Origin of the sequence: Pseudoalteromonas sp. (genome assembly GCF_036960685.1) — a bacterium.
In the GTDB taxonomy this organism is placed as follows: Bacteria; Pseudomonadota; Gammaproteobacteria; order Enterobacterales; family Alteromonadaceae; genus Pseudoalteromonas.
This window is the reverse complement of sequence record NZ_JBALXK010000010.1, coordinates 134600-147881: the sequence shown is the minus strand read 5'-3', so window position 1 is coordinate 147881 and position 13282 is coordinate 134600. Positions and strand designations below refer to the sequence as shown.

At 42.3% G+C, this 13282-nt stretch carries 10 protein-coding genes; 9 read left to right on the top strand and 1 reads right to left on the bottom strand.

Features of this window, described 5'->3' with window-relative positions:
* The first annotated feature begins 568 nt into the window (after positions 1–568).
* The gene (locus V7783_RS10695) at positions 569–1903 is read left to right on the top strand and encodes an alpha/beta fold hydrolase (RefSeq protein WP_335678698.1); all 1335 of its coding nucleotides are present in this window, start codon (positions 569–571) and stop codon (positions 1901–1903) included.
* Positions 1878–2750 (top strand): hypothetical protein, encoded by an 873-nt coding sequence (locus V7783_RS10690; protein WP_335678697.1) that lies wholly within the window; start codon positions 1878–1880, stop codon positions 2748–2750. Before V7783_RS10695 ends, V7783_RS10690 begins: the two co-directional genes overlap by 26 nt.
* Before the next feature lie 163 nt (positions 2751–2913).
* Here V7783_RS10690 and V7783_RS10685 read toward each other — a convergent pair whose 3' ends face one another.
* On the bottom strand, positions 2914–4929 hold the full coding sequence (locus tag V7783_RS10685; RefSeq protein WP_335678696.1) for a TonB-dependent receptor: 2016 nt from the start codon (positions 4927–4929) through the stop codon (positions 2914–2916).
* Positions 4930–5077: 148 nt separating this feature from the next.
* Between V7783_RS10685 and V7783_RS10680 the strand changes: the two genes are divergently transcribed.
* The 7 genes from V7783_RS10680 to murQ all read left to right on the top strand — a co-directional run bounded on the left by V7783_RS10680 (position 5078) and on the right by murQ (position 13279).
* A complete protein-coding gene (locus V7783_RS10680) occupies positions 5078–6415 on the top strand; it encodes a hypothetical protein (RefSeq protein ID WP_335678695.1) in 1338 nt (445 codons plus the stop codon).
* A gap of 50 nt (positions 6416–6465) precedes the next feature.
* The gene (locus V7783_RS10675) at positions 6466–7848 is read left to right on the top strand and encodes an NlpC/P60 family protein (protein WP_335678694.1); all 1383 of its coding nucleotides are present in this window, start codon (positions 6466–6468) and stop codon (positions 7846–7848) included.
* A gap of 9 nt (positions 7849–7857) precedes the next feature.
* Positions 7858–8970 carry a mandelate racemase/muconate lactonizing enzyme family protein gene (locus V7783_RS10670; protein WP_335678693.1) on the top strand — a complete coding sequence of 371 codons (1113 nt, stop codon included), beginning with the start codon at positions 7858–7860 and terminating at the stop codon, positions 8968–8970.
* The gene (locus V7783_RS10665; protein WP_335678692.1) at positions 8967–9737 is read left to right on the top strand and encodes a lipoprotein; all 771 of its coding nucleotides are present in this window, start codon (positions 8967–8969) and stop codon (positions 9735–9737) included. Before V7783_RS10670 ends, V7783_RS10665 begins: the two co-directional genes overlap by 4 nt.
* Before the next feature lie 116 nt (positions 9738–9853).
* Positions 9854–11446 carry a sodium:solute symporter gene (locus V7783_RS10660; protein WP_335678691.1) on the top strand — a complete coding sequence of 531 codons (1593 nt, stop codon included), beginning with the start codon at positions 9854–9856 and terminating at the stop codon, positions 11444–11446.
* Positions 11443–12354 (top strand): BadF/BadG/BcrA/BcrD ATPase family protein, encoded by a 912-nt coding sequence (locus V7783_RS10655; protein ID WP_335678690.1) that lies wholly within the window; start codon positions 11443–11445, stop codon positions 12352–12354. The genes V7783_RS10660 and V7783_RS10655 overlap by 4 nt, the downstream gene beginning before the upstream one ends.
* Complete coding sequence (murQ, locus tag V7783_RS10650; protein WP_335678689.1) at positions 12344–13279, top strand: N-acetylmuramic acid 6-phosphate etherase; 936 nt, start codon at positions 12344–12346, stop codon at positions 13277–13279. The genes V7783_RS10655 and murQ overlap by 11 nt, the downstream gene beginning before the upstream one ends.
* Positions 13280–13282 lie beyond the last annotated feature (3 nt).

Below are 13282 nucleotides of genomic sequence, written 5' to 3'. Positions count from 1 at the left end.
ATACGTCCTGCGCCCACCACTTTCTATACATTTACAGAACGATGTAAGAAAGTATCAACCGACGACAGTCGGTTTTTTATGCCTAAAATTTGCTGTAGGCGCGGGTTTATCCCGCGCTTGTTAAAATGGAACCACCAACCTAGCGGTCGAAGGTTCACTCTTAGAAGATACGTCCTGCGCCCACCACTTTCTATACATTTACAGAACGATGTAAGAAAGTATCAACCGACGACAGTCGGTTTTTTTATGCCTAAAATTTACCGTAGGCTCGGGTTTATCCCACGCTTTTAACTATAAAATTACCAATCGAACGGTGGTAAGAACTTACTGAACAATTTAAATCATTAGGTTTGTCGCTCAACTATTAATTTACCTATGTTAGCGAAAACGATACACTTTACTTATTGTTATTTATAAAATTATTGACCTCTTGCGCCATATATATTTGTTCTTATTGTTGAGCTACATCTTGCCACTATCGGTATCTGCTCAAAATTCACCACAGAGTTCTCAGCTCTCAGCAGTTAAATCTGCTCTTATCCAACCTTTGAGTGACAAGCAACGGCAATTGCTAAAATTTAAGCTCGAACCAGCACAAAACTGGCGATTTAGTTATTTTAATGAAACCGTATTTAATTCAAAGATGGTGGTTTTAGAAGCCGGCAACAAAGCTAATCCACCATTATTGTTAGTACATGGGCTCGGTGAGCTTGCGATGCAAGATTGGTTCTCGGTGATCCCGACACTTGCCGAGAATCATTATGTAATTGCTGTAGACCTACCAGGCTTTGGTAATTCAGAGTCACCACAAGGGCGTTATTCACCTCATAATTATGCTGCAGTTTTGGCTCAAGTTGTTGAGCTTTATAGCGCGCGACCAGTCACTGTGATTGGTCATTCTATGGGCGGTGCAGTAAGTTTGTCTTTTGCTGGTTTATATCCACAACAACTTAATAAGTTAGTGCTTGTTGATGCTGCTGGAGTATTGCAAAAGGTTGCTTTTTTAAAGCCGATCACGAATATCGTTATTAAAGATTCGTGGCTGCCAAAATTTGTCCGTACTAAGCTCGCTCAACTCAATGATTTTACAACAGGCTTAATTGAGCTGGGTACAATTGACTCTTATTTTAGTGATTTACTCCAGCGCAGCGATAGTGCTTGGAATGCATTAATGGGAGAGCAACCAAACATGAATGCAGCGCTGAGTTTAGTAGAGCAAGACTATAGCAATATTGTTGCAAACTTAAATACCCAAACGTACATCATCTGGGGTGAGCGAGATAACATCGCGCCGCTTAGAACAGCTAAGGTGTTGCAGCACCGACTAGCCAACAGTGAGCTGATGACAATAGCGCAAGCCGGTCACGTACCAATGAAAAGCGCAACTGCTGAGTTTTTAGCATTACTTAATCATGCCCTTGAAACGCCAGTAGTGGTTCGCAAAGAACAATCACATGAAGTGGTAATGCAATCACACTTAAGCTGTAAAGATCGACACAGCCAAACGTTCTCTGGGCACTATAAAAGAGTGCTTATATCGGGCTGTAATAATATTTTACTCAAAGATATGACCGCACAATCAATAGCGATCACTGATTCACTGGTGCGCTTGGAAAATATAACCATCACTGCTAGTGATCTTGGATTAGAAATTGTTGATTCCGTAGTAGAAGCAACCAATGTAACTATTAATGCGCGAAATGGCGTAGAGCTTGTGGGCGCCCGTTTTGATGGTGCAGGTGTGGAAATAAACGCAACTGCATTGGCAATGACGGTAAAAACGCAAAGTAATATCATTTTTTCATTAAGTAAAATCACCAGTGCCCACTTTCAAGGCAATGTTCATCAAGCATTTGAACTTCAAAATAGGAGCGTAGATGAGTACCTTCAACAAGCTAACTAAAATTGCCGTATTTGCAGGTTTGAGCATTGCTTTAATTGGTTGTCGTTCAACCAAAACCGAACAAGCGCATTATCTTGAACTTCAAGATGGCATATTTTACGGTGCTTATTCTGGTGTCTCTACTGTAAGCGTTGATACCCTAGCTTACACTTATAATACTGCGCAAGTGTTAAACAAAAGCGATAATGAACTGCTTGATAGTATTGATCCTGCTATAACTCATGCCACGTTAAGTTTTCTTATCGGCTTGGGAGTCAGTGCTGATTTTGCCGTTGCAGAAAGTGATTTGGCCTATAAAAAAGCAGATAATCCCAGAGCTAAATATTTAGCCTACTCGGCGCAGTCATTGGCATTTTATAGTCAGGGGTGGCGTGATTTAGCAAAACAACGGGCTGATATTATTAAACATGACCCTATGTTTAGTGCAGTGAAGAGCAGTTACCCAAAAAATCAATTAATTGCCTATTTGATTTTAGGTAGCAGTGCTGTGCATAACGGCGATTTAACTACAGCGAATGAAATGTTTACTATTATTGGTGAGCAGATTGATAAGCCGTGGCTACCGTCGGTGGCCAAAGCGGTAACGTTTGCGTTTAATGGCTCATTTTTTAACACTGTTGATATGTTGCAGGGGTTACTCAGTGACCCTAGTTTAACGCAATATGAGCGTGCAAAATTGGATGAACTTAAATCAATAGCGCAAAGTAATTTATCAACAACGCAAAAACAACAGGCTATGGCTAATCTTGCTGATAACTTTGTGTTTGAAAAAATAAAAAGTGGTAGTAGTGGCTTATATCAGCAATATTTAACTGATTTGCAAAGCTACACTAAAGGTATTATTTAGCTAGTGGTTGCCACAGGTGTTACTGGCGATCATTGAAATCATACCGAACAAACTCGCGAATACGCCAATCGCAAGTATCGTAAAATGAAAAATCTCAGCTCCAGCTTATTACTCTTGTAACAGCGGGGTCTGAGATGTTCTTTATGTTTAAAACCTCAAAAAATTAAAATAGCAGGCTGAAGTTTAGGCGCAGGGTGCGCGGCTCAATCGGGTGAAAGTGATTATCTTCAACCCCATCTGCAGGCTCACCCGCTAAGCGTGATGCATAGAAGTAGTCAATATCGTGATCAGTACTATCAAATATATTTAGTACCTCAAGTCCCACTTTCCAATGCGTTTGTTGATAACTTACTAAACCATTTACCACTGTAAGTGGCTCTGAGCGTTTATCACCATCGCTACTAAGTATGCGCTTACCAATATGACGTACGCGCAGTGAAGACTGCCATTGCTGCGTAATATGCCAGTTTACACCTGTACTGGCGACCACCGGCACCGCACCTTCAATTCTATCGTCACTTGAATCGATATCTAAGCGAGAGTGAGTGAATGAGGCTTCAGCGTCGAAGCTCAAGGCATCATTAAGCCAATAATAAGCACTGAGTTCTAAACCGTAACGTTTTGATGCATCACTGGCTTCAGTATTACCGGCATCACCGACAAAAAGTAATTCAGAATCTAAGCTTAGCCACCACAAGGCGGCAGATAAATTAAATTGTTGCTGATCAAAATAGCGCAGGCCCAGCTCAGCACCATTGCTTTGTACTAGTAAATCAACTTTTTCTGCGGCATCTAAGGTAACAGGATCTTGGCGGATAGTGGCTCCTCGAGCATCATTTGAATGATATGATTGCCCCCAGTTGGCATAACCGGCTAAGTTATCAGTGAACAGATAATTTAAGCTGGCTTTAAAGCTGACCAAGTCATCATCTGCACTGCCTGAATTAACACTGTTATTACTATCAACATCAGCGTCAAAGTAATCATAACGCACCCCAAACGAGGCTTCGAGCGCTTGGCTTAGGTTCATTTTTGACTGCCAATAAGCTGAGTAACTGGCTTCGTCTACGGCATCTTCACGCACAGTACTTAAACGCTGGCGCTGTTTGGTATTATATAAACCGACTTGATCAATATTATCGCGACGATATTCAACTCCTAAAGTATGCTGGATCGGCATTTGTGCGAGGGTGTCAGCAAATTGATAACTTAATGCGCCACCGCTAATTGTGCGGCTATCGACTTGTTGAAACTGATCGCCATTAACAGGGTCATTTAAAAAGTAAGAGAAGTTAGAAAACAAGTCCATATCATAATTGATCACATAGGCATTGGCTTTAATATGCTGACCTTGCCAATTCGCCGATAAACTATAACGACTAGAGCTGCCGCCTACGGTTGTATCGAGTGAACCAAGTTCGCTGATAATACCTTGATCTACAGCACGCTGCGGAATTTGATCCGCTGAGTTCCAGCTATTATCATAGGCCATTGCTGTAACAGATAAATCACCATTCCATGCTTTGCCGACATAACGGATCATGGCATTTTTTTTATCGACATCTTCATTGATATCTTGCCAGGGACCGTCGTAACCTTGCCACTCACCGGCAATAATTATTTTACCGTTAGCAACGCCAAGGGTGCCCAATGCCATCAACCGTTGATAGTTGTCTTCGCCAAGTGTGATGTCGAGTTGTTGGTGTTTAGGGTTGTCGGCTAAGTTAAATTCGGCGCTGCCAGCCGTTGAAAAGTCACCTTGCGCCGCCCCGTAAGCGCCTTTTTGATAGTCAATGGTTGCAATCGTTTCTGGAATAATAAAATTAAGGTCAGTATAGCCTTGGCCATGGCCATGACTGCGCATATTAATAGGCATACCATCAATGCTGGTCGCAAAGTCGGTGCCGTGATCAAGGTTAAAACCGCGAATAAAATATTGATTAGCCTTACCTGAACCACTGTGCTGAGTAACAGCCATGCCAGGGATAAGCTCCAACATTTCAGCGCTGCGCAGCATGGGGCGGTTTTCTATTTCACCTTGGCCAATAACGCCACTTGAAGCACTGATCGCATCACCAATAAGGCCTGTACGATGACCATAAATTGTTATTTCTTCTATATTGGCAAATGCCTGTGTGGAGCAGAGTAAGCTTCCTGAAAGAACTAAAAAGCTGCGCATAATCACTTCCTTATAATTTAAGTTAATGTGTTTATTGTAGTTCTTAATACGTTTTATAAAGTTAATTGGATGCAAATATTTGCTTGTAATTGAAAATATGTTATTTTTAATAAAATATTCCAAAAATAATAACTTTAAGGAATTTAAATTGATTCTAGCTAAACTGAAAAAAGTCAGCCTGAAACTAACCATTTTTAGTGCTTTTGTAGTGCTTGTTGGCTGTCAAAATCAGTCGCAGCAAGAAGCGCAACAAACGGTTAAACAGCAACCCCAGCAATTTTATCAGCAGGTGATGCTAGCCGCGCCAATTTTACCGGCCGATCTTACAAATATCGCAATGCGAGAGCACTCGGTTGCTAATAACACTGCGCAATCAAGCTATAAAACGGCGCGTGACGTTGATTACAGCAAAGCCGGTTGGCAACAACGTGTTGCTGCTGATTGGCAATATTTTGATATTCCCGCAGCAAAAGGTAAGTTACTAATAATTGATTACCAACAGCAAGGTAGTCAGTTGGCCTATCGTTATTTAGCAAATGGTAGCCAGAATGAATTATATGAACCGTGGAGTTCATCTAAAATTCAAGCATTTAGTGGCGCAATCGCAAAAGTAAGAGCAACTAATTTTCAGTTGGGCGCACACGCTACTGTAGGCAATAGTAATGTCGCTGATTTGATCACCAGCATTAATAGTTACGCACCTTTTGGCAGTGCTGATGGTAACTCGAATGCGATTGCCAGCTATTTCATTAACGTTGCTGGGCGTGAATATTTAACTAATTTATTTGCAGATAGTTGGCTAAAGCTTAATGATTCTCGGATTATGTTTAAAGGTGCGTATGCGACAGACGTTTTTACCCCTAGCACGACTTATTGGCAAAGTATTGACAGTGACACTATTAGTAGTGATATCGCTTATTTTACTGCTAATAGCGATGATCCTGCTTATTTAGGTTATCGCTGTGATGGCTGTGATTTAACCGGAAATAAAGCAATGACAACGTTAGCGCAAGCAGAATGGTTAAAGCGTTTGGCGAGCCATACAAGAGAGCCTTTAACGCAACAACCTTTCTTACAAGCACAGGATATTGATGTGCTTTTTAATGGCACAGGACACACAGATAAAACCGCTGAGGTGGGTGGTATGATGCAAGGGATCAGTCAAATGATCACCGAGTCATTAGCACAAGCTTTAGCTCCTCATGATACTCGTCCTGCAAAGCAAATCTTGGATGAGTTAACGCAGGGACAATGGCGAGTATGGCAAAAAATTGGCTGGGGCCCGAGCGAAACGCGTTCAACCACAGAAACGGTGATGTTAGCTCATGTTTATTTGCCCTTTATTCAAGGTGGGCGAGAGTTTACCCTCGCAGCCCAAAATAGTGTGCTAGGTGCAAGTGAAGAGAATTTAGCCGCGACAGGAATACAAATGCAGGCTAATTTTACTCATGCATTTAAACAATTACTGATACCGCCAAGTAAATAAAAACAATGGCACACAATTTATAAAAAAATTGATAATAGAGGATCACCTTAATGCGACAAACACTTATCGCCCTGAGTATTTCATTAGCCAGTATTGCTACTATTGCCCCTGCCGTGGCAACGGCTAATACGTGGCAATCAGATGTTATAGGGGTCAATCAATCGCAATTAACACCGCAGCACTGGCTTAGCCAAGTGACTGATAAAACCATGATGAGTGCAGCGCAAATTGCAGCATTTAATAAACAATTGATTGCTGAGAATGAACATATTGTTGATCCGTTAGATTTTGCCTCTCAGTTGAACAAAGAGCAGCTAAAAGCGCATATTTTAAGTATTAGTGCGGTACCAAAAAGTCCGCGTTTTTACCCTAATGGCAGCCCGTTAACCGCTAAGCATTTTGCAAAGTATCAAGCTAATTTGAATTTAGACGAACTGGCAGATAACAACCAAGTTGCTTATGGCATGGTGGTAAAGCGTACAGCTCTGCGTACATTTCCAACCTGGGATCGAGTATTAAACAGTGGTTTAGATAAAGACCTCGATCGTTTTCAAGAAAGCGGATTATTCCCCGGTGACACAGTGGCTATTTTGCATCAAAGCGCCGATAAAAAGTGGCTACTTGTGCGTGCTTACAATTACCTAGCTTGGGCGCCAAAAGCGGATATTGCCGAGGCAGATAAAACTACATTACGTGAGTTTAAAAATAATGAAGATTTTTTATTGGTAACGGGCGCTAAAGTTAATACTGCTTATGTACCTGGTGATGAAACCACATCGCAAGTGCAGCTTGATATGGGCGTAAGACTGCCTTTAGTTGATCCACAGAAAGTACCCAATTTATTACACGGGCAAAATACTTATGCAAGCTATGTTGTGCAACTGCCAACCCGCGATCAGCAAGGCCAGTTAATATTAAAGAGTGCACTTATTAGCCGCAGTAGCGATGTAAATCTTGGCTATTTACCTTACACCCAACAGCATTTAGTCAAGCAAGGGTTTAAGTTTTTAGGTGAACGTTATGGCTGGGGGCATGATTACAATGGCCGTGATTGCACCGGTTTTGTAGGGGAAATATATAAAACCTTTGGTTTATTAATGCCGCGTAATTCAGGCCAGCAGGGTAAAGGCGAGTATGGCATAAATCATCGCTTTGATAACGAAAGCTCAGAGCAAGATAAACTTGCCACAGTAAAGCAAATGCAGGTGGGCGACCTTATTTATATACCAGGCCATGTGATGATGTATTTAGGAGAACAAGATGGCCAGCCTTACATCATCCATGATGTGAAAGGGCTTGGTTATAATAAGCCTGATGGCAGCTTTTATTCCAGCTCGCTAAACGGCGTATCAGTAACGCCATTACTGCCACTGCGTTTATCGCAAACAAAGAGCTATTTAGACCGCACTTATAACATTAAACGTATTCGTTAGGAGCAAACAATGAAAATTACCGCAATACGTTTTGCCAAACTAAAAGTGCCCTTAGTCACACCATTTAAGACCGCACTGCGTGAAGTGAGCTTTATTGAAGATTTAGTGGTGATCATTGAAACCGATAAAGGTGAAATTGGTTACGGTGCTGCGGCATCAACTCCAGTTATTACAGGGGATACACATCAAAGTATACTCAGTGTGATCAAGCAATTTATAGCACCAAAATTGCTAGGTATGGAAATCGAAAATCTCAACCAAATATGCCAGCTGATCCAATCAAGTGTGGTGGCCAACTACAGCGCAAAAGCTGCGCTCGAGCTGGCCGTGTATGATCTTTGGGGGAAATTACACCAAGCACCGCTGTATAAATTACTCGGTGGTGGCAGTAAAACCTTACGTACTGACATTACAATTAGTGTTGATAATATAGATAAAATGCTCAGTGACTGTGCTTTGGCAGTGTCGCAAGGCTTTGATATTTTGAAAGTGAAAATAGGCAATGACCTACAGCAAGATATCGAACGAGTGAAAGCGATTTATCAGGGCTTTGGTCAGCAAACGCAAATTCGTTTGGATGTAAACCAAGGTTGGAATGCCAAACAAACGGTGTTTGCATTACAGAAACTAGAAAGCCACAATGTCGAATTAGAACTTGTTGAGCAACCAGTAAAAAGTGATGACTTTAAAGGCTTAAAATATATTACTGAGCGGGTTAATACACCGATCATGGCTGACGAAAGTGCGTTTTCGCCAAAGCAGGTTATTCAATTATTAGAACAAAATGCTGTTGATATTATTAATATTAAAGTGATGAAAACGGGTGGTTTAAGCCGCGCCATCGAAATTGCCAACATCACTGCCCAATACCAAGCCCAGTGTATGATTGGTTGCATGTTAGAAGGTAGTATTGCCGTTGCTGGAGCGGCGCATTTAGCGTCGGCAAAAGCACAGCAGATCAGTAAAATAGATTTAGATGGCCCAGCATTAGGGCAGTACGATCCGGTACAAGGCGGTGTTGAGTTTAATGGCCCCGCGATCACCTTAAGTGATGGCCCCGGTTTGGGCATTAAAAATATCGATACATTACAACCGATCAACGATGGAGTTTGGCCGTTATGAAAAAAATAATAATAACACTGCTTGCCACAACCGTGCTTAGTGGCTGCGCTAATAGTGAAATTAGCACAAGCTCAGCGGTTAAAAGTGACGCTGTGATCCCGTCGCAAAGCCGGCAATTAGTGGTGGTCGTTGCCGATGACTGGCAAGCAATTGGCGCGCAGTTATATCGATTTGAACGGGTTGCAGGGCAGTGGCAACAACAAGGCCAAAATCACAGTGTGGTTCTTGGCCGCACCGGTTTAGCATGGGGAATTGGCTTACACCCAGAGCAACCAGGTGTCCAAAAACAAGAAGGTGATGGTAAGGCGCCCGCAGGAATTTTTGAACTCGGCACCGCATTTGGCTATTTAGATTCATTAACCACCAATATGACCTATCAAGGCATGACAGCAGATGATTACTGTATTGACGTAAAAGGCTCACCATTTTACAACCAAATGGTTGATAAATCGGTAGTCGGTGAGGCTGCGGTTAAAGGTTCGTCGGAGTGGATGCGTCGTGATATTTATAGCCAAGATAACCTGTATAAAAAAGGTTTAGTTGTTAAGCACAATAGTGAAAATATTGATGGCGCAGGCAGTTGTATTTTTATGCATTTATGGCGTGCAGAAAATAAACCAACCGCAGGTTGTACGGCAATGACAGAGCAAAACATGGATACCTTATTAGCCTGGTTAGATGAGCAGAAAAAGCCATTGCTTGTTAGTTTACCTGCTTCACAATATCAACAAAAACAAGTGCTTTGGGAACTGCCTACCATTAAATAATAGCTATGAAGCCCGTTTGTTACGTGGCTTTATAAAGTAAATAATAAAACTGTTTTCTTTTTACTAAATTAATGGAATAATATATTCCATTAACAGGTTTGAAGTTGGGATAATAAATGAGTGCACAATACACCTTGCTAGATTGGCTCGTGTTCGCAAGCTACGGAGCAATTTTATTACTCAGTGGTTGGTGGTTTAACCGCAAGCGCGCTAATTCAAGTAAAGACTTCTTTTTAGGCGGCAATAGCATGCCGACCTGGATGGTTGCTATTTCAGTGTTAGCAACATCGCAATCAGCGGCTACTTTTATTGGCGGGCCAGATCAAGGTTACCAAGGTGACTTGTCGTATTTAGCAACCAATATTGGCGCATTTATCGCCGCGTTTATTGTGTCTATTTTTCTGATCCCGAAGTTTTATCAGCAAAAAGTGTACACAGTTTATGAGTTGCTCGAAAAGCGTATTGGTCCTAAAGCAAAGCGTCGCAGCGGTCTTATGTACTTATTTGGTCGAGTGTTCGCCAGTGGCGCCCGCTTATACATGGCAGCCATTGCAGTGGCGATGATTTTATATGGCAATATAAATGCCGACAGCGTCATTATTGCGACGTTACTGCTCGCGCTAGCAGGTTTGTTGTACACCGTATTTGGTGGTATTCGCAGTGTAATTTATTCTGATGTATTGCAAAGTGTGGTGTATGTCAGTGCCGCCATCGCAGTTATTTGGTGTTTATTAACACTTATTCCTGCTGATTTTTCGACTATTTTAGCAACCTTAAATGAGCCAACGCCAGGCGCTGATTCTAAACTGGCTATTTTTAAGTTTGATTTAGACTTTGGCCCAAGTGGTGTATTTAACATGGCGTCGGTATTAACTGGTTTTGTACTGCTTAATATCGCGGCTTTTGGCCTTGATCAGGACATGACGCAACGCTTACTTACCTGCAAAAGTGACAAAGAAGGCAGTAAAGCATTGCTACTTTCTATCGTAATGGTTATTCCCGTGATGCTGGTGTTTATCTTTATTGGCTTATTGCTGTACATCGTGTACCAACAACCAACATTAATGAACAGTGATGGCGCGCAAGTGGTGCAAGAGTTCAACGGTGAAAAAATCACTATCTTTATGTATTACGTATTAAATGAAGCGCCAGCTGGCGTTAAAGGCTTAGTGAGCGTGGGTATTATAGCCGCAGCTATTTCAACCCTAAATTCAGGGCTAAGCTCTATGTCATCGGTTATTGTGCAGGATTTATATCGCCCATATTTAGCGGCTAAAAATAAACACGTTGCTGATACTCATTTTGTTAAAGCAGGGCGTGTTGGGATGGCTGTGGTCAGTTTAGCATTAGCTCTGATGGCGATTATTTGTTACTTCTGGCAGCAATACAGTGATATGCCGCTGCTTAAATTTGCGCTCAGTGTGATGGTATTTTCGTACAGTGGTTTATTAGGTGTGTACTTTACCACGTTATTTACTAATCGTGGCAGTGAAGGCTCAGTATTGGCGGCGTTAATTGTCGGCTTTATGGTAACGCTATTAATGCAGCCTTACATGATTGACTGGCTATTGCCTGAAGCATCACGTTTTTACTTAGGTTTTACGTGGCAGCTGTGTATTGGTACTGCGTTGTCGACCTTAGTATGCTGTTTAGGTAAAGCGCAGTTGGCTCAACGCGGCCAAGCGACAGTTGGAGCTGAGCAAGCATGAACATAGATTACATCCTTGCAATTGATGGCGGGGGCACAAAAACAGTCGCCAAATTAATTCATTTGCACAGTGGTCAAGAATATACCGCTCACGCAGGTGAGGCATCAATTTACAATGATTTTAATACGGCAATAACTAGCTTAGAACAGGTGATCAACCGTGTGTGTGAACAAAGTGGTGCGCAGCATAGTCAGATATTAGCGGTCATGGGTTTAGCGGGTGGTTCATCAAAAGCTTTAGTTGAGCGAGTCACAGCTACGTTACATTTAGGCTGCGATATTGAGTTTGCACAGCTGATGATAGTCAGTGATGCAATTACGTCATTATATGGTGCTAACCTTGGTCAGCCGGTTGCTGTACTTGCGTTAGGCACCGGTGCAGTAGGTGCGAGATTAACAGCACAAGGCGATACTAAATTAATTGGTGGTTGGGGTTTTTCAGTCGATGATTTTGGCGGTGGCGCGCGTTTAGGATTAAATGCAGTACAACGCTTGTTAGATGAGATTGATCGCTTTGATCAGCCACAGAGCCAGTTAACAAAGCAACTAAGTGAGCAAATTGGCCGTGACCGTGAACATATTTCCAGCTGGCTATTGCATGCTAAAACGGTGGATTATGCACGTTTTAGCCCGTTAATTTTTAGTTTAAAAGAGCAATGCGATATTGCCGATGCGGTACTTAGCGAGCATGCACGTCAAGTAGAGCGACTGATTGAAAAATGCCGCGGTAACAGTCAATTGCCAGTCATTATTATTGGCGGCTTAGCAGATGTAACCACTGCGTTATTAAATGAGCACATACAACAGAATTTATCTCCCCGTCGAGGGGATTCGTTAGTTGGTGCGGTGATTTTAGCCACCGACCAAGTTAAAAAATTGACCACAAAAGGATTACGCGATGAGCCCTGAGTATGTTTTTAACCAGCAGCGCGCGCTTTTAGAAGAACTGAATGGGATTGTCTCAGAAGGACAAAATCTAGATACCTTAGATATTGATTTACTTGATAGTACTGAGATATTAACGAAAATTAATACTGAAGATCAAAAGGTTGCAGAAGCTGTAAGGCTAGTGATCCCAGAAATCGCCAAAGCAGTTGACCATATAGTGACAGCGTTTAAGCAAGGCGGCCGACTGATTTATATTGGTGCAGGTACTAGTGGCCGACTTGGGATCTTAGATGCGGTTGAATGCGCGCCCACCTACAGCGTAAGCGATCAGCAAGTGATGGGCATTATTGCTGGTGGCGAAACGGCTTTTAAAAAAGCGGTGGAAGGTGCTGAAGATAGCTTAACACTCGGTGTAGAAGATCTTAAGGCAATAAACCTACAAGCAAAAGATGTTGTAGTTGGCATAGCCGCCAGTGGTCGTACGCCCTATGTACGCGCCGCCATTGACTACGCTAAATCGGTAGGTTGTACCACGGTAGGAGTAACATGCAACCCAGACTCAGCGGTAATGAAACAGCCTGATATTGGTATTTGCCCAGTGGTAGGCGCTGAAGCGGTAACCGGTTCTACGCGAATGAAATCAGGCACAGCGCAAAAGCTGGTACTTAATATGCTCAGTACTGCCAGCATGATCCGCACCGGTAAAGTATATAAAAACTTAATGGTTGATGTGAACGCCAGCAATGAGAAGCTGCATGCTCGTGCTATTCGTATTGTGATGCAAGCAACCGATTGCACTCATCAACAAGGTGTTGATGCACTTGCGCAAGCTAAGCAAAGTGCCAAGCTAGCTATTTTGATCATATTGACGGGTAAAGATGCAGCGCAAGCCGAACAAATGTTAAATCAAGCAGATGGTTTTTTACGTAAAGCGGTGGAGCTGTAAATG

Coding starts and splice junctions, on each gene's coding strand:
- V7783_RS10690 (WP_335678697.1), top strand. CDS start 1,878: ATGAGTACCTTCAACAAGCTAACTAAAATTGCCGTATTTGCAGGTTTG.
- V7783_RS10655 (WP_335678690.1), top strand. CDS start 11,443: ATGAACATAGATTACATCCTTGCAATTGATGGCGGGGGCACAAAAACA.
- V7783_RS10675 (WP_335678694.1), top strand. CDS start 6,466: ATGCGACAAACACTTATCGCCCTGAGTATTTCATTAGCCAGTATTGCT.
- V7783_RS10660 (WP_335678691.1), top strand. CDS start 9,854: ATGAGTGCACAATACACCTTGCTAGATTGGCTCGTGTTCGCAAGCTAC.
- V7783_RS10665 (WP_335678692.1), top strand. CDS start 8,967: ATGAAAAAAATAATAATAACACTGCTTGCCACAACCGTGCTTAGTGGC.
- murQ (WP_335678689.1), top strand. CDS start 12,344: ATGAGCCCTGAGTATGTTTTTAACCAGCAGCGCGCGCTTTTAGAAGAA.
- V7783_RS10685 (WP_335678696.1), bottom strand. CDS start 4,929: ATGCGCAGCTTTTTAGTTCTTTCAGGAAGCTTACTCTGCTCCACACAG.
- V7783_RS10670 (WP_335678693.1), top strand. CDS start 7,858: ATGAAAATTACCGCAATACGTTTTGCCAAACTAAAAGTGCCCTTAGTC.